The sequence below is a fragment of the Nocardia takedensis NBRC 100417 genome (assembly GCF_000308695.1).
Taxonomy (GTDB): domain Bacteria; phylum Actinomycetota; class Actinomycetes; order Mycobacteriales; family Mycobacteriaceae; genus Nocardia; species Nocardia takedensis.
This window is the reverse complement of the sequence record NZ_BAGG01000018.1, coordinates 1-15,499: the sequence shown is the minus strand read 5'-3', so window position 1 is coordinate 15,499 and position 15,499 is coordinate 1. Positions and strand designations below refer to the sequence as shown.

Sequence of the window (15,499 nt, the reverse complement as noted above, 5' to 3'; positions counted from 1 at the left end):
CGGTGCGTACCGGCCGAAATCGGAATCGGCGGAGAGGGGTGCCGCCGATTCCGATCGGGTCCGCCGTCAGGACGCGTTGGCCATCGGCATCCGGTCGGCGTCGGTGAGCGGCGCGTCCGAACCGGTCATGTAGCGGACCAGGGTGGAGCGGTCGTCCAGGACCAGCCAGCGCACCGAATTCGACAGCCGCACCCGGGTCGCCTCGGTGGTGACGCCCAGTTCGACGCCGAAGGGCGCCAGATCGCCGTCCACCGCGTTCGCGCCGATCTTGGCGATCGCCAGGCGGGTGACCTCGGCTTCGATGGCGGGCTCGACGGCCACCGCGATGCGCATGTCGGGGCGGGCGCCCATGGCCAGCAGCACCCGCGCCAACCGGTTGGACCAGGCGTCGAGTTCGCGGTAGGTCAGTGCGCAGTCGCCGACCGACACCGCGACGGCGGTCGGATCGCTCGCCTCGACCAGGGCCAGGTCGGTGGTGCGGGCGGTGGTGTCGGTGGTCGAGTACATGGTGGGCTCCCTCGGGATGTGTCCTTCGGTGATCGGGTCTGTCACTACTTTCGCCCGAAAACCGGACACCCGACAGCAACCCCAGTGCTGCCGCACCACCCACCGAGGGTGCACGAATCCCCACCTTTGGTCCCCGCCGCCACCTGGGGAAATACGCGGAACCGGGAGGGGGTGAGCCGTCCCGGCACCCTCACGCCACCGTGACGGTGTCCTCCTCGTGCAACTGCTCCTCGAGCACCTTCGCGGCGATGTTGGCCAGCGCACGGTCCAGCAGGGCCCGGTCGGCCGGGTCGCGGTCGTCGACGGTGTCCAGGCGCGCGCCGAGCCAGTGCCGCCACGCCGCGAGCACCCGGTCCACCTCGGCCTGCCCCGCCACCGTCAGCCGCAGCAGTCCGTCCTCGGCCTCGACGAAACCGCCCCCGATGACGCGCACGAAGATCGGTTCGATGACCTCCTCGGGCACCCGGTGCGCCCGCGCGATCGAGTCCACGGTGGCCGCGCCGCGGAACTTGTCGTGCAGCAGCACCTGCCCGATCGCCCACGCCTCCCCGCGGCTGAGTCCGCTGCCCGCGTCGGCCAGCATGCGCGGCATCACCGGACCGTCGCGGCGCGCCCGGCGCAGGGTCGCCGACACCGACCGTTCCAGCAAGGCCAGGCGGTCCGAACTCGACGGCACCGAGAAGCCCTCCCCGACGTCACCGGCCCCGGCCCGCGCGCTGTCGCGCAGCGGGACCTCCTTCAGGAACCAGGCCACCACGAACCCCAGCAGCGCGACCGGCACCACCCACAGGAACACGAAGTCGATCGCCTCGGCGTAGGCGTCGATGATCGGGGCGACCTGCGCCTCGGGCAGGGCGCGCAACGCGTCGGGGTTCTCCGCGACCTGCGGCGGTACCTGCGCCCGCGGGATCGCCTCCTCGAGTCCCGGGGTGAGCTGACTGCTGTAGAGGGTGCCGAAGACCGCCGTGCCGAAGGCGCTGCCCAGCGTGCGGAAGAAGGTGACCCCGGAGGTCGCGGTGCCGAGATCGGCGTACGGGACGGTGTTCTGCACGACGATGGTGAGCACCTGCATGGCCAGACCGATGCCCAGGCCCAGGATCAGCATGTACAGCGATTCCAGCCAGACGCTCGTCCCGCGTCCCATGGTCGACATCAGGTACAGGCCCAACGCCATCACGGCGGTCCCCGCGATCGGGAAGTACCGGTAGCGGCCGGTCCGGCCGACGATCTGTCCCGACAGGATCGAGGTGAGGAACAGTCCCGCCACCAGCGGCAGCGTGCGCACGCCGGACGCGGTCGCCGAGATGCCGTCCACGTATTGCAGGTAGGCGGGCAGATAGGTCATCGAGCCGAGCATGGCGAAGCCGACGATGAAACTCAGGATCGAGCAGACCGTGAACACATTGCTGCGGAACAGTCGCATCGGCAGCGTCGGTTCCTCGGCGCGCAGTTCGATCGCGACGAAGGCGGCCAGGAACACGGCCGCGGCCAGGAACAAGCCGATGACCTGCCAGGACGCCCACGGATACTCCTGGCCGCCCCATTCCAGGCCCAGGATCAGACACGACACGCCCAGCGCCACCGCGCCGATGCCCGCGTAGTCGATGATCGGTTTGGCCATCGCCCGCACGTGCGGGATGGTGCGCGCGGCCATCAGGATCATGATCACCGCGACCGGGACGTTGACGTAGAAGCACCACCGCCAACTCGCGTGGTCGGTGAACAGTCCGCCCAGCGTCGGCCCGATCACGGTGGTGACGCCGAAGACCGCGCCGAGCGCGCCCTGGTACTTACCGCGATCGCGCAGCGGGATGGTGTCGGCGATCAGCGCCATGGAGGTCACCATGAGCCCGCCCGCGCCGACGCCCTGGATCGCGCGGGCGATGATCAGCAGCAGCATCCCGTTGGACAGGCCGGCCAGCATCGAACCCGCGATGAACACCACGGCGCTGATCTGGAAGATCAGCTTCCGCCCGAACAGGTCGCCGAGTTTGCCGACCAGAATGGTCGAGACCGCCTCGGCCAGCAAGTAGGCGGTCACCACCCAGGCCATGTGGCCCGCGCCGCCGAGGTCGGCGACGATGGTCGGCAGCGCCGTGGACACGATGGTCTGGTCGAGTGCGGCCATCAGCATGCCGAGCACGATCGTGACGAACACGATGTTGGTGCGGGCCTTGCTCAGCGGTTCTGGCGACTTCTCGACATCCACCGCACCGGTCATCGGTTCAGTATCGTCCGCCACTCTGGGCACGGGTGGGCAAAACGGTGGCTAATTCACCGATGTGCTGCCGTCAGGGCTTCTCCACCAGGGAGAGCGCCAGCGGAACGAGGAGTTCCACCAAGCCGTCGAGGGAGGGGCGCGGCTGGGCCAGCAACCACTCCTGCGCGAGCCCGTTGATGGCGCCGATCAGGGCGCTGGCGGCCATACCCGGCAAACCCCGGACGCGCCCGCCGGGCAGCACCATGGGCACCACGGTGGACTCGATGACCGAAGCCCAGGCGTGCCTGCGTTCGCGGCGGTGCCGCTCCATGCGTTCGCTGACGCCGACGACCTCGGTGAAGGCGAGTTTGGCGCGATACGGGTCCGACCCGATCGACCCGACGTAGGAGGTGACGATGGCCCGGATCGCGGTCTCCGGGTCGAAGCGCGGATCGAGGTCGGCGAGGCTGCCGAGCACCGCGGCGGCGGCATCGTCCTGGACACGGTCGTAGGCGGCCGCGAGGACGTCCTCGCGGGTCTCGAACTCCTCGTAGAACTGCCGTTTGGAGAGTCCGGCGGCGGCGCAGACATCGGCCAGCGAACAGTCGGTGTACCCGCGTTCGGCGAACAGGCGGGTGGCCGCGTCCAGGAAACGGACCCTGCGCTCGGCCTTGCGTTCGGCGACGGCGCGCCCGCCGTACTGCCTGCCCACGATCGTCACCACTCCACGGTATCGGAGCCGGACCCACCTGGACGGATCGCGCACGTACCGCGCACGACAGCGGGGGGCGGTTGTGATCGAGGTCATGTTCGGGGCATACTCCGGTCCATTCTGAAACCGATCGGGCTCACTAATGGGGGTCCGTCAACGATCGAGGTTCCCTTGGCAAAGCACGCATCGAAGCTGCTGGCGGCGCTGGTCGCGCTCGTCGCCACCGTGCCGTTCGTCCTCGCCGCACCGACGGCCGCGCAACCCACCGGCGACACCGCCGTGCAACCGGCGCTCCCCTTCCCCGTCCCGCCCCTTCCGCCCGCGTTCGACCCGGCCTTCTACCGACCCGCCCCGCAGACCTACGCCGACCGCGCGCCGGGCGAGATCATCGCGGCGCGCCAGGTCAACCTGGCGAACCTGTCGCTGCTGCCGGTCAATGTCGACGCCTGGCAACTGTCCTACCGCTCCACCGACACCCGCGGCGAACCGATCGCGGCGGTCGCGACGGTGATCAAACCGCGCGGCCACGTCCCGGACCGGCCGCTGTTCTCCTACCAGATCGCCGAGGACTCCACCGGCAACTACTGCATGCCCTCCTACCAGTTGCAGATGGGCTCGATCCCGGCGCCGCTGACCGGATCGATCCTGGTGGCGGCGCAATTCCTGGAGGTCCAGGCCGCGCTGGCGCAAGGCTGGGCCGTGGTCGTTCCCGACCACCAGGGCCCGGATTCGGCCTACGCCGCCGGACCGCTGGCAGGTCGGATCACCCTGGACGGCATCCGCGCCGCGGAGAACTTCACCCCGATGGCACTGTCCGGCACACCCACCAGGGTCGGCCTCATGGGCTACTCCGGCGGGGCGATCGCGACGGGCCACGCCGCCGAACTCGCCGCCGACTACGCGCCCGAACTGAATATCGTCGGCGTGGCCGCGGGCGGCATCCCCGCCGATCTGGAGGCCGCCCTGCGCCTGGCCAACGGCAACCTGTCCTCCGGCCTGATCATGGCGGGCGTGCTCGGCGTCTCCCGCGAGTACCCGGCGCTGCGCGAGTTCCTCGAACGGCACGCCGACCCGCTCGGCCGGTTCATGATGGCGGCCAAGGACCAACTGTGCGCGGCCTACCAGTCGGCGCTGTTCCCGTTCGGCGACAACCTGGGCATGCTCGACGCCGACCCCTTCGCCGATCCCGGCGTGCGCGAAACCCTCGCGAAAACCCGGATGGGACAGCGGGTTCCCACCGTGCCGCTGTTCCTGTTCCAGGCCAACATGGACTGGCTGATCCCGGTCGGGCCGGTGAACACCTTGGTGGACACCTACTGCGCCGATCCCGACGCGCGGGTCACCTACACCCGCGACCACTTCAGCGAGCACCTGACGCTGGACCCCATCGGCGCGCCGCGCGCGATGCTGTGGCTGCGGGACCGATTCGACGGCGTGCCCGCGCCCGCGGGCTGTTCGACCACCGACGTGGGTTCGATGGCCCTGGATCCGGCGACCTGGCAGGTGTGGGGCGAGGTCGTCGGCGTCACGGTGGCCGCCGCGTTCGGCGCGCCTCTCGGCGCGGGCCGCTGACCCGGCGCGCGCGGGATGTCCCGTCCGGTGGGTGTCGGGCGTCCCGCGCGCGTATTCTCTGGGGCGATCACGCTGTCACGACGGCCGCCGACAGATTGTCTGAGCCAATTCGGCCCGCTGTCTTCCGCCACAACTTACTCCGAAGTAAGGTTGCCGCATGGCGTGGAAACCTACTGAGATCCCGGACCAGACCGGGCGCACCTTCGTGATCACCGGCGCGAACGGCGGCCTCGGCGCCGAGACGACCAAGGTGCTGGCGAGCAAGGGGGCCACCGTCATCATGGCCTGCCGCAACGTCGCCAAGGCCACCGAGGTCGCGGCGGGCATCCCCGGCGACGTGCGCACGGCCGCACTGGATCTCGCCGACCTGTCCTCGATCCGCCGCTTCGCCGAGGAAGCCCCCGCCGTCGACGTGCTCGTCAACAACGCGGGCATCATGTACGTCCCGTTCTCCCGGACCAAGGACGGGTTCGAAACCCAGTTCGGCGTCAACCATCTCGGTCACTTCGCGCTCACCGGTCTGCTGCTGGACCGCATCACCGACCGCGTGGTGACGGTGTCCAGCATCGCCCACAAGCAGTTGCCGAAGTTCCACGTCGACGACCTGAACTACGAGAACCGGCGCTACCAACGCAATTTCGCCTACGCGCAGGCCAAACTGGCGAATCTGATGTTCGCGCGCGAACTCCAGCGCCGCCTGTCCGAGGCCGGATCGACCAAACGCTCCTACGGCGTGCACCCCGGCGTCTCGGCCACGGACCTGTTCGCCCACTCCGAGACCCCGCTCGACCTCATCAGCAAGCCCTTCATCAAGATCGTCGGCCACTCCCCCGCCAAGGCCGCGCATTCGAGCCTGTTCGCGGCCACCATGCCCGACGCCGACCCCACCAAGTACTGGGGGCCGACGCGACTCATGCAGAGCCAGGGCCCGGTCGAATCGGCCCCGTCCACCAGGCTGTCGCGCGACAAGGACCTGTGGCTGCGGCTGTGGACCGAATCCGAGCGGATGACCGGCGTCACCTACCCCCTCTGAGCCCGGCGACCTGCTCCTACGGTCGCTGTAGTAGACGGGTACCGTGGTAGGCGTGCCCGCCCCTCATCGTCGCCCGGCCCCGATCGCCCTCGTGGTGGTGGCCGCGCTCGCCTTCCTGGCCCTGGGCTGGTGGCAGTGGGAGCGCTTCGAGTCGGCGAGCGGCACCGCGCAGAATCTCGGCTACGCCCTGCAATGGCCGCTGTTCGCCGCCTTCGCGGTCTTCGCCTACTTCCGCTTCGTGCGCCTGGAGAGCGAAGCCGAGGAGTCCAGCGAGGAGTCGCGGCCCGCCCGCCCCTCGCGCGTCGCGACGCCGAGCGAGATCCCGGCGGGCCTGCTGCCCGAACGACCGAAGGCCGCGCGCGCGGACGACCCGGTCCTCGAGGAGTACAACCGCTACTTGGCCGCGCTGCACGCCGAGGACACCGCCGCGCTCGCCGAGGGCAGCGGCCACCGTGCGGGTCCGACCACCCGCGACACCGAGAGGAGCGCCGGTTGAGCGCCACCGACAACCCGGCCCAGGCCGCGTCCGCCGCCGGGGCGGGCCCCACCGCGAAACCGGCCGCGAACCCGAAGATCGCGGGCGCGCTGCTGCGCTACCGCGCGCTGGCCTGGTTCACCGGTCTGTGGCTGCTGCTGCTCACCGGCGAGATGATCGCCAAATACGGCTTCGACATGAACCCGCCGAGCTGGATCGCCATGGTGCACGGCTGGGTCTACTTCGTCTACCTGCTGGTCACCGCCGACCTCGCGGTCAAGGTGCGCTGGAGCAAGCTGCGCACCGCGGGCACGCTGCTCGCGGGCACCGTCCCGCTGCTGTCGTTCTACGTCGAACACGTCAACGCCGCGAAGGTCAAGCGGGAGTACGGGCTCTGAACCGGACGGCCGGGCCTCAGTTCCCGGCCAGCGCCGCCAACTCCGGCAGCAGCAACCGCAGCGCCCGACCGCGATGCGAGGCGGCGTCCTTCTCCGCGGGGCTGAGCTGCGCCGCCGTGACCGTGCCGCCGTCGGGCACGAACAGCGGGTCGTAGCCGAAACCGCCCTCCCCGACCGGGTTACGCAGCAGCGTGCCCGGCCATTCGCCGCGCACCACCGTCTCCCGACCATCGGGCGTCACCAGGGCGCAGGTGGACACGAACCGCGCGCCGCGCCGCTCGTCGGGAACGTCGCCGAGCTGACCCAGCAGCAGGGCGTTGTTGGCGGCGTCGTCACCGTGGCGGCCCGACCAGCGTGCCGAGAGCACCCCCGGCATGCCGTTCAGGGCGTCCACCTCCAGGCCGGAATCGTCGGCCACACAGGCCAACCCGGTGGCCGCCGCGCCGTCGCGGGCCTTGGCCAGCGCGTTCTCCTCGAAGGTCGCCCCGATCTCGGGGGCCTCCGGATAGGTCGGGACGTCGTCGAGGCCGACGACCTCGATCCCCGCCACACCCGCGTCGTCCAGGATGCGGCGCAACTCCACCAGTTTCTTCGCGTTGCGGCTGGCGACCAGCAGGCGAACCATCACTTGCGCTTCGCGGCGCCGGGCTCGGGCAGCACGCCGGGATAGGGCAGCGCCAGCGCCTCCTTCTGCACCGCGAACAACCGCTCGCAGCCGGCCAACGCGGAATCGAGCAGCTTGTCCAGGGTGGAGCGCGGGAAGGTCGCGCCCTCGCCGGTGCCCTGCACCTCGACCAGGGTGCCGGTGTCGGTGGCCACCACGTTCATGTCCACCTCGGCGCGCGAATCCTCCTCGTAGGGCAGGTCCAGACGCACCCGCCCGTCCACCACGCCGACGCTCACCGCGGCGATCGCGCACGAGATCGGCTGCGGATCGGCGAGCCTGCCCGCCGCGCCCAAGTAGGTGACCGCGTCGACCAGCGCCACGTACGCGCCCGTGATCGCCGCGGTGCGGGTGCCGCCGTCGGCTTGCAGGACATCGCAGTCGACGGCGATGGTGTTCTCGCCGATGGCCGCCAGGTCGATACAGGCCCGCAGCGAGCGCCCGATCAGCCTGCTGATCTCCTGGGTGCGGCCGCCGACCTTGCCCTTGACCGATTCGCGGCCGGAACGGGTGTGGGTGGCGGCGGGCAGCATCGCGTATTCGGCGGTGAGCCAGCCCAGCCCGGAATCGCGCCGCCACGGCGGCACGCCCTCGGTGGCGCTGGCGGTGCACATCACCCGCGTCTGCCCGAACTCCACCAGCACCGAACCGGCTGGATGCGTGGTGAATCCACGGGTGATCCGTACCTCGCGGAGCTCATCGTCCGCCCTGCCATCGGCTCGTCTCGACACGGGCACAGCGTAGCGGGTGCTCAGATCTCGAAGGTCTCCCCCGGGGCCACGGCGTGTACCGGGCCGGAGAACACGGCCTTCGCCTCGGCGATGACGTCCTCGCGCGAAGTCCACGGCGGAATGTGGGTGAGCAGCAGTTCCTTGACCCCGGCGGCCGCCGCGATCTGCCCGGCCTCGGTGCCCGAAAGGTGGATGCCCGGAGGCCGATTGGCCGGATCGTGGGTCCAGGACGCCTCCGACATCAGGATGTCGGCGCCCTGGGCGAGTTCGGTGACCGCGTCGCACATGGCGGTGTCGCCGGTGTAGACGAAGGTGCGGCCCGCCGCGGTGACGATGCGCAGCCCGTAGGACTCCGGCGGATGGAACATCCGCCGCGCCAGCACGGTGTGCCCGGGCCCGAATTCGACCGTCTCGCCCTCGACCCACGCGCGGTGGTCGATCACGTCGGACCAGTCGTCGCATTCCCCGCCGACCTCGGCGGAGGCGTTGCCGATGCGCAGCGCCGAATCCGACGGCCCGCGCACGATCGCCCGGCCGACCGGCGGGGTGGGGTGGTAGCGCCGCCACACCAGCAGACCCGGCAGATCCAGGCAGTGGTCGGCGTGCAGGTGGGTCAGGAAGATGTCGACCTCACCCGGGTCGGCGTGACGCTGCAACGCGCCGAGCACGCCGGGACCGAAATCGATCACGACCGGTGTCATGTCCGGACCGGTCAACAGGTATCCCGACGCTGGGGAGTCCGGGCCGGACACACTGCCCGAGCACCCGAGGACGGTAAGGCGCATTCCCCCATGCTGCCACGACGAATTCTCGGTCACGAAAGGATCCCCCAAATTGCCGATCGGGGCGCACGCTCAACGTGGCGACACGAACTCCGGTACTTCATCCCCGCGACGTTTACGGCGTGCATCACCAGAGAGTACCCAGCCGGCGACCACTCCACCCATCGCCCCGAAAAGATGGCCCTGCCAAGATATTCCGGTCTGGCCCGGCAGGACACCCCACAGCAACGACCCGTAGAGCACCAACACGACCAGCCCGAGCAGGATCTGCCCGACGTTGCGGGCGAACCAGCCGCGGCAGATCAGATAGGTCAACCAGCCGAACACCAGCGACGACGCGCCGATGTGGGTGGTGCCCGTCCCGCCGGTCAGCCAGGTGCCGACACCGGCGACGCCCCAGATCACCGCGGTCGCCAGCAACCCGCGCTTGACACCGGAGAGCAGCACCAGGAACCCCAGGACCAACAGCGGCAGGGTGTTGCTCATCAGGTGGTCCCAGCCGCCGTGCAGAACGGGAGCCCAGACGATGCCGGACAGGCCGTCGACCGTGCGCGGCTCGATGCCCGCGGTGTCGAGTTCGCGGGCATCGATCTGGTCGAAGCCCTCGATCAGGTACAGCAGGCCGACGAAGCCGAGGATCGTGGCCGCGGCGCGCGCCCACAACGCGGCGAACCACGCCGGCCTGCGCGCGCCCGCGCCCACCGGGCGGCCCGCGGCGATCCGGTTCGGGTCGAAGGACGGCCCGAGGCCCGCACCTCCGGTCATGGCGAAACCTCCTCGTCGGCGGCGTGCACCGCTGTCATCGAGGGTACCGACCCACCGGGCCGGTCCGCCGGATACGAAACGGCCTCCGTCGCGCCCACCGCGTGACAGAGGCCGTGCGTACTCGGGAACTCAGGCCCAGAGCTGACCGTCCAACCGCTCCTCGGCCTCCTCGAGGGTGCCGTCGTACGCGCCGGTCGACAGGTACTTCCAGCCGCCGTCGGCCACCACGAAGGCGATGTCCGCGCGCAGGCCCGCTCGGTGGACCTTGCGCCCAACGCCGAGCGCGGCGTGCAGGATCGCGCCGGTGGAGATGCCCGCGAAAATGCCCTCCTCCAGCACCAATTCGCGGGTCCGCTTGACCGCGTCGTACGGGCCGACCGAGAACCGGCTGGTCAACACGGTCTCGTCGTAGAGTTCCGGGATGAATCCCTCGTCGATGTTGCGCAGGCCGTAGACCAGTTCGCCGTAGCGCGGCTCGGCGGCGACGATCTCGATCCCCGGCACCTTCTCGCTCAGGTACCGGCCGGTGCCCATGAGCGTGCCCGTCGTCCCGAGCCCCGCCACGAAATGGGTGATCTCCGGTAGGTCGGCCAGGATCTCGGGACCGGTGTTCTCGTAGTGGGCCAGCGCGTTGGCGGGGTTGCCGTACTGGTAGAGCATCACCCAGTCCGGATGCTCCGCCGCGATCTGCTTGGCCAGCGCGACCGCCTGGTTCGAGCCGCCCGCCGCGGGCGAGTCGATGATCCGCGCGCCGAACATGGTGAGCAGCTGACGTCGCTCGACCGAGGTGTTCTCCGGCATCACGCAGACCAGCGAATAGCCCTTGAGCTTGGCCGCCATCGCCAGCGAGATCCCGGTGTTGCCGCTGGTCGGCTCGAGAATCGTGCAGCCGGGGGTCAGTCGGCCCTCGGCCTCGGCCTGCTCGATCATCCGCAGCGCGGGCCGGTCCTTGATCGACCCGGTCGGGTTGCGGTCCTCGAGTTTGGCCCACAGCCGCACGTGGTCCTCGCCGTCCCACTTCGGCGACAGCGTCCGCAGACCGACCAGCGGGGTGTCGCCGAGGGTCGCGATCAGTGATTCGTAGCGCGCCACGCGGGAATCAGCCTCCGGCGACGGCGGGCAGGATGGTCACCGACGCGCCCTCGGGCACCTCGGCCTCGAGGCCGCCGGCGAAGCGCACGTCCTCGTCGTCGACGTAGATGTTGACGAACCGGTTCAGCTTGCCGTCCTTGAGCAGCCGCTCGGACAGGCCGGGATGGTTGGTCTCCAGGTCCGCGATCAGCGCCGACAGCGTCGCGCCGTCGGCCTGCACCCGCTTCTCGCCTCCGGTGAGGCCGCGCATGATGGTCGGGATGGACACGGTTACCGACATGGGTACTCCTCGATTTCGACCGTGGTGGCCGGTGGGTGGGGACTAGGCGGGGGCGGCGGCCGCGTCGTAGGACTCGACGATCCGCACCGGTTCCTCGGTGACCTCGCCCGCGACGATCCGATAGCTGCGCAGTTCGTGCCGTTCGGGATCGCGGGTGGAGATCAGCACGTAGTGGGCCTCGGGCTCGGAGGCGTAGGAGATGTCGGTGCGGCTCGGATATGCCTCGGTGGCGGTGTGCGAGTGGTAGATGACCACCGGGACCTCGTCGGCGTCGTCCATCGCGCGCCAGACCTTCAGTTGCTCACCGGAGTCGAACCGGTAGAACGTCGGCGACCGCTCGGCGTTGACCATGGCGATGAACCGCTCCGGGCGGTCCGATCCCTCGGGACCGGCGATGACGCCGCACGCCTCGTCGGGGTGATCGGCGCGGGCGTGGGCCACCATCGCCTCCACGAGCTCGGATCTGATCACCAGCACGAGTCCACCCTTTCACCAACCGGCGCGCGTCACGGCTCCCGACGTACGCAACTCAGGACAATATTCGCGTATTCCCCCCGGACCGCGCCCGGTCCCCGCCGGAGAGAAACCGGTCACACCCGCGCGTCGGGGAACAGGTCGCCCCCCGCGTCGGGGAACAGGTCGCCCCCCGCGTCGGGGAACAGGTCGCCCCCCGCGTCGGGGAACAGGTCACGGTAGGCGGGAATGCCCGCGACCGAGCGCGCGGACAGGATCGCGTCGACCACCGCGCGCTCCACGCACACCGCCGCGGCCGTGCACAGCGCGTCCAGCACCAGCAGGTCCGGCGGGAAGGCCGGCGGCAGCGGCGGACCCGGCGTCGTGCGCGTCCCGGTGGCCAGCGCGAACAGGGTGTCGCCGTCGAGCGGGGAATGCGCGGGGCGGATCGCGCGGGCCAGACCGTCGTGGCCCGTGGTGGCCAGCCGATGACAGCCGGCCGGATCCAGCGCGGCGTCGGTGGCGATCACGCCGATCGTCGTGTTCAGGACCGTGCCCTTGACCGGCAGCGCGTTCGCGGCGGCCAGCGCGTCGGCGGCGGGCGGGCGCAGGCCGAAGAATTCGGGACCGTCGGTCCCCGTCCCCCAGGGCAGACCGGTGCGCGGATCGAAGACCGAGCCGACCGGATTGGCGACGATCAACGCCGCCACCGTCACGCCCGCGGCGGGACCCTCGCCCAGGACGACGCTCGCGCTGCCGACCCCGCCCTTGATCGCCCCGGCCCTGGCCCCGACGCCCGCGCCGACCGAACCGCGCGCGAACTCCGTCCCCGCGGCCGCGGCCGCCGCATAGCCGAATTCGGCGGTCGGGCGGAGATCCCACGCGCCGACCGGCAGGTCGAAGATCACCGCGCCGGGCACGATCGGCACCACCCGACTCGCGTCGGACGGGTCCATCGGGATGCCCTCGCCGTGCTCCTCCAACCAGCGCATCACCCCGTCCGCGGCCGCGAGACCGTACGCGCTGCCGCCGGTGAGCAGAATCGAATTCGCCCGGCGCACCGTGTTGCTCGGCGCGAGCAGATCGGTCTCCCTGGTGCCGGGACCGCCGCCGCGCACGTCCACCGCCGCCGTCGCGCCGCCGGGGACGTGCACCACCGTGCACCCCGCCGCCGCGCCCGCCCCGAGGGTGACCTCGGCGTCGAGCACATGGTGGTGGCCGACCGACACACCCACCACGTCGGTCACCGAACCCGATCGGACCTCGGCCATCGACGACACCTTCCGATCAGGGCGCGAGCGCCTCCAACAGCGAATCCTGGATCCACGTCAACCAGTGGTAGACGTCGAGATGCGGACCGCGCGGGTCGTCGGGCTCGAGATGATCCGGGGTGTCGGCGTCCACGCCGAGCACGGTGCCCAACGCCAACCGGACATCGGTCAGCGCGGTCAGCCACGCGTCGGCCTGCTCGGGGGTCAGCACCACTTTGCCGCCCTCGTCGGGCAGCGTGTCCAGCACGACCGCGCCCGCGGCCAGTTTGGCGTCGATGATCTCCGGTTCGTGCAGACCGCGCAGCGCGCTGTTGAGATCGGCGCGCTCGGCGTCGGGCGAACCCGGTTCGCTGTGGTGGAAATCGGGCAGCAACCGCCGCAGGCGCGGATCCTCCGGCGGAGTGACGTTGCCGGTGCGCAGACCCGTCAGCGCCGCGAGTTCGTCCTCGGGCGCCGAACTCGCGCGTTCGGTCAGCAGACCCGACACCGCGCCTACCAGCGACCGCAGCACCCCGGCCTCGCGCGCGTCCATCTCGGTGCGCAGCTTGAGGCCGCCCAGGGAATTCTTCCTGCTCCACTTACGCACGGCGTCGGCTCCAGTTCGGCACGGCGTCGAGGGTAGTCCTACCGGTCAGTCGTCTCGCTGCATGGTCGCCCACAGCCCGGCGGCGTGCAGCCTGCGCACGTCCTGCTCCATCTTGTCGCGCGAGCCCGAGGACACCACGGCCTTGCCCTCGTTGTGCACCTGCAACATCAGCTCGGTGGCCTTCGCCTTCGTGTAGCCGAAGAGCTTCTGGAAGATGTAGGTGACGTAGTGCATCAGGTTGACCGGGTCGTCCCAGACCACCGTCACCCACGGACGGTCCTCCGCCTCCAGGATCTCGGTGTGCTCGACCGTCTCCGGCACCGCCTGCGGCACCGAGAGCGTCATACCTGTTTCGCACGAGCCCATGGGTTCCAGGGTACGACTCGCCCCCGGATTCTCAACACCCGGACCGGTCCCGCGAACACGTTCGCGCTGGTCGGCCCCACCGCCCCGCGACCGGCCCGTTCGCGGCCTAGAGTGACGCCGTGGAGATCGACGAGGGCCGCGTCAGCACCGCGTTGCTGACCGACCAGTACGAACTGACCATGCTCGCCGCCGCGCTGGCCGACGGCTCGGCACACCGCCGCTGCACCTTCGAGGTCTTCGCCCGACGTTTGCCCAACGGTCGCCGCTACGGCGTCGTCGCGGGCACCGGCCGCCTGCTCGAAGCCTTGACCCGATTCCGGTTCGGACCGGCCGAACTCGCGGTGATCGACTCGCTGCTGGACGCGAAGACCGTCGACTGGCTGCGCGAATACCGCTTCACCGGCGAGATCGACGGCTACCCCGAAGGCGAGCTGTACTTCCCGGGTTCACCGATCCTGTCGGTGCGCGGCGGCTTCGCCGAATGCGTCGTCCTGGAGACGCTGATCCTGTCGGTGCTCAACCACGACAGCGCCATCGCCTCGGCCGCGGCCAGAATGGTCAGCGCCGCCGCCGGGCGCCGCATGATCGAGATGGGGTCGCGGCGCACCCACGAACTGGCCGCACCCGCCTGTTCGCGCGCGGCCTACCTGGCCGGATTCGACGCCACCTCCAACCTCGCGGCGGTGCGCGAGTTCGGTGTCCCCGGCGCGGGCACCAGCGCGCACGCCTTCACCCTGCTGCACAGCGGCGCGGACGGCGCGCACGAGGCCGAGGCGTTTCGCAGCCAGGTCCGCGCGCTCGGCGTCGGCACCACGCTGCTGGTCGACACCTTCGACATCACCGAAGGCGTCGCCACCGCCGTCGAGGTGGCCGGACCGGAACTGGGCGGCGTGCGCATCGACTCCGGCGACCTGGGCGTGCTCGCCCGCCAGGTCCGCGACCAACTCGACGCGCTCGGCGCGCGCAACACCCGCATCGTGGTCTCCGGCGATCTGGACGAATACGCCATCGCCGCACTGCGCGCCGAACCCGTCGACCTATACGGCGTAGGCACCTCGCTGGTCACCGGTTCCGGCGCGCCGACGGCGGGCATGGTCTACAAACTGGTCGAGGTCGACGGCGTCCCGGTCGCCAAGCGCAGCAGTCACAAGCAGTCGCGCGGCGGCACCAAGACCGCGGTGCGCCTGGCCCGGCCGACCGGCACCGTCGTGGAGGAGATCGTCCACCCGGCCGGCGCACCGGCCCCCGACGGCGGCGTCTTCGAGGTCCGCCCGCTGCCCGTCCCGTTGGTGCGCGACGGCGAAGTGGTCGACGGTCTGCCCGATCTGGCCCAGAGCCGCGAACTGGTGGCGCGGGGGTTGGTCAGTCTGCCGTGGGAAGGGCTGAAACTGTCCGCGGGCGAACCCGCGATCCCGACCACCTTCCTGCCCTGAGCGCGGTTCAGCGGTCGCGACCGGCGCGACGGCGGGCCACCCACTCCACCGCGGCCACCGACAGCGCACCGACCAGGAATCCCTTGATCGCCACCGAGATCCAGTCGTCGATGCTGTCGAACTCCGCGCCCAACGCCAGACTCGCCAAGGCGTAGGCCACGTAGGCGACGAACACCGCG

General features: G+C 70.6%; 18 protein-coding genes. 5 read left to right on the top strand and 13 right to left on the bottom strand.

The features are described from left to right. Positions 1 to 66: 66 nt before the first annotated feature. The 3 genes from ON30_RS03980 to ON30_RS03970 form a co-directional block, all read right to left on the bottom strand. Entirely contained in the window at positions 67 to 507 is a 441-nt protein-coding gene (locus ON30_RS03980; RefSeq protein ID WP_040704287.1) for an AMP-binding protein, read from the bottom strand. Positions 508 to 697: 190 nt separating this feature from the next. Further along, the gene (locus ON30_RS03975; RefSeq protein WP_051028911.1) at positions 698 to 2,728 is read right to left on the bottom strand and encodes an MDR family MFS transporter; all 2,031 of its coding nucleotides are present in this window, start codon (positions 2,726 to 2,728) and stop codon (positions 698 to 700) included. 70 nt (positions 2,729 to 2,798) lie between these two features. Then, positions 2,799 to 3,428 (bottom strand): TetR/AcrR family transcriptional regulator, encoded by a 630-nt coding sequence (locus ON30_RS03970; RefSeq protein WP_245553932.1) that lies wholly within the window; start codon positions 3,426 to 3,428, stop codon positions 2,799 to 2,801. A 162-nt stretch (positions 3,429 to 3,590) separates the two neighbouring features. On the opposite strand from ON30_RS03970, the gene ON30_RS03965 reads away from it, so the two are divergent. The 4 genes from ON30_RS03965 to ON30_RS03950 all read left to right on the top strand — a co-directional run bounded on the left by ON30_RS03965 (position 3,591) and on the right by ON30_RS03950 (position 6,897). After that, positions 3,591 to 4,991, top strand: a complete 1,401-nt coding sequence (locus tag ON30_RS03965) for a lipase family protein (RefSeq protein ID WP_245553931.1) — start codon at positions 3,591 to 3,593, stop codon at positions 4,989 to 4,991. Positions 4,992 to 5,148: 157 nt separating this feature from the next. Beyond that, complete coding sequence (locus ON30_RS03960; protein WP_040704284.1) at positions 5,149 to 6,024, top strand: oxidoreductase; 876 nt, start codon at positions 5,149 to 5,151, stop codon at positions 6,022 to 6,024. Positions 6,025 to 6,076: 52 nt separating this feature from the next. Further along, a complete protein-coding gene (locus ON30_RS03955; RefSeq protein ID WP_245553930.1) occupies positions 6,077 to 6,520 on the top strand; it encodes a transcriptional regulator in 444 nt (147 codons plus the stop codon). Beyond that, positions 6,517 to 6,897 (top strand): DUF3817 domain-containing protein, encoded by a 381-nt coding sequence (locus tag ON30_RS03950; protein WP_040704281.1) that lies wholly within the window; start codon positions 6,517 to 6,519, stop codon positions 6,895 to 6,897. Before ON30_RS03955 ends, ON30_RS03950 begins: the two co-directional genes overlap by 4 nt. Before the next feature lie 16 nt (positions 6,898 to 6,913). On the opposite strand, the gene ON30_RS03945 is transcribed toward ON30_RS03950, so the two are convergent. The 10 genes from ON30_RS03945 to clpS all read right to left on the bottom strand — a co-directional run bounded on the left by ON30_RS03945 (position 6,914) and on the right by clpS (position 13,866). Continuing rightward, complete coding sequence (locus ON30_RS03945; protein WP_169334870.1) at positions 6,914 to 7,522, bottom strand: non-canonical purine NTP pyrophosphatase; 609 nt, start codon at positions 7,520 to 7,522, stop codon at positions 6,914 to 6,916. After that, positions 7,522 to 8,292, bottom strand: a complete 771-nt coding sequence (gene rph, locus ON30_RS03940) for a ribonuclease PH (protein WP_040704308.1) — start codon at positions 8,290 to 8,292, stop codon at positions 7,522 to 7,524. The genes ON30_RS03945 and rph overlap by 1 nt, the downstream gene beginning before the upstream one ends. Before the next feature lie 20 nt (positions 8,293 to 8,312). After that, the gene (locus ON30_RS03935) at positions 8,313 to 9,077 is read right to left on the bottom strand and encodes a cyclic nucleotide-degrading phosphodiesterase (RefSeq protein ID WP_083911124.1); all 765 of its coding nucleotides are present in this window, start codon (positions 9,075 to 9,077) and stop codon (positions 8,313 to 8,315) included. A gap of 69 nt (positions 9,078 to 9,146) precedes the next feature. Continuing rightward, positions 9,147 to 9,839, bottom strand: a complete 693-nt coding sequence (locus ON30_RS03930) for a rhomboid family intramembrane serine protease (RefSeq protein ID WP_040704278.1) — start codon at positions 9,837 to 9,839, stop codon at positions 9,147 to 9,149. 129 nt (positions 9,840 to 9,968) lie between these two features. After that, positions 9,969 to 10,931 carry a PLP-dependent cysteine synthase family protein gene (locus ON30_RS03925; RefSeq protein ID WP_040704277.1) on the bottom strand — a complete coding sequence of 321 codons (963 nt, stop codon included), beginning with the start codon at positions 10,929 to 10,931 and terminating at the stop codon, positions 9,969 to 9,971. A gap of 7 nt (positions 10,932 to 10,938) precedes the next feature. Further along, on the bottom strand, positions 10,939 to 11,211 hold the full coding sequence (locus ON30_RS03920) for a MoaD/ThiS family protein (RefSeq protein WP_040704275.1): 273 nt from the start codon (positions 11,209 to 11,211) through the stop codon (positions 10,939 to 10,941). A gap of 42 nt (positions 11,212 to 11,253) precedes the next feature. Beyond that, positions 11,254 to 11,688, bottom strand: a complete 435-nt coding sequence (locus ON30_RS03915; protein ID WP_040704272.1) for a M67 family metallopeptidase — start codon at positions 11,686 to 11,688, stop codon at positions 11,254 to 11,256. Positions 11,689 to 11,801: 113 nt separating this feature from the next. Further along, complete coding sequence (locus tag ON30_RS03910; protein ID WP_083911123.1) at positions 11,802 to 12,935, bottom strand: P1 family peptidase; 1,134 nt, start codon at positions 12,933 to 12,935, stop codon at positions 11,802 to 11,804. Positions 12,936 to 12,951: 16 nt separating this feature from the next. After that, complete coding sequence (aosR, locus tag ON30_RS03905) at positions 12,952 to 13,521, bottom strand: oxidative stress transcriptional regulator AosR (RefSeq protein WP_040704270.1); 570 nt, start codon at positions 13,519 to 13,521, stop codon at positions 12,952 to 12,954. Between the two features lie 45 nt (positions 13,522 to 13,566). After that, positions 13,567 to 13,866, bottom strand: coding sequence for an ATP-dependent Clp protease adapter ClpS (gene clpS / locus ON30_RS03900; protein ID WP_040704268.1), 300 nt, complete (start codon positions 13,864 to 13,866; stop codon positions 13,567 to 13,569). A 140-nt stretch (positions 13,867 to 14,006) separates the two neighbouring features. Between clpS and ON30_RS03895 the strand changes: the two genes are divergently transcribed. After that, the gene (locus tag ON30_RS03895; protein WP_040704266.1) at positions 14,007 to 15,320 is read left to right on the top strand and encodes a nicotinate phosphoribosyltransferase; all 1,314 of its coding nucleotides are present in this window, start codon (positions 14,007 to 14,009) and stop codon (positions 15,318 to 15,320) included. Positions 15,321 to 15,499 lie beyond the last annotated feature (179 nt).

Excerpts from the sequence above, each read along its gene's own strand:
- ON30_RS03945 (WP_169334870.1), bottom strand. The coding sequence starts at position 7,522 with ATGGTTCGCCTGCTGGTCGCCAGCCGCAACGCGAAGAAACTGGTGGAG.
- ON30_RS03935 (WP_083911124.1), bottom strand. The coding sequence starts at position 9,077 with ATGCGCCTTACCGTCCTCGGGTGCTCGGGCAGTGTGTCCGGCCCGGAC.
- ON30_RS03930 (WP_040704278.1), bottom strand. The coding sequence starts at position 9,839 with ATGACCGGAGGTGCGGGCCTCGGGCCGTCCTTCGACCCGAACCGGATC.
- ON30_RS03910 (WP_083911123.1), bottom strand. The coding sequence starts at position 12,935 with ATGGCCGAGGTCCGATCGGGTTCGGTGACCGACGTGGTGGGTGTGTCG.
- ON30_RS03975 (WP_051028911.1), bottom strand. The coding sequence starts at position 2,728 with ATGACCGGTGCGGTGGATGTCGAGAAGTCGCCAGAACCGCTGAGCAAG.
- ON30_RS03960 (WP_040704284.1), top strand. The coding sequence starts at position 5,149 with ATGGCGTGGAAACCTACTGAGATCCCGGACCAGACCGGGCGCACCTTC.
- clpS (WP_040704268.1), bottom strand. The coding sequence starts at position 13,866 with ATGACGCTCTCGGTGCCGCAGGCGGTGCCGGAGACGGTCGAGCACACC.
- ON30_RS03920 (WP_040704275.1), bottom strand. The coding sequence starts at position 11,211 with ATGTCGGTAACCGTGTCCATCCCGACCATCATGCGCGGCCTCACCGGA.
- ON30_RS03980 (WP_040704287.1), bottom strand. The coding sequence starts at position 507 with ATGTACTCGACCACCGACACCACCGCCCGCACCACCGACCTGGCCCTG.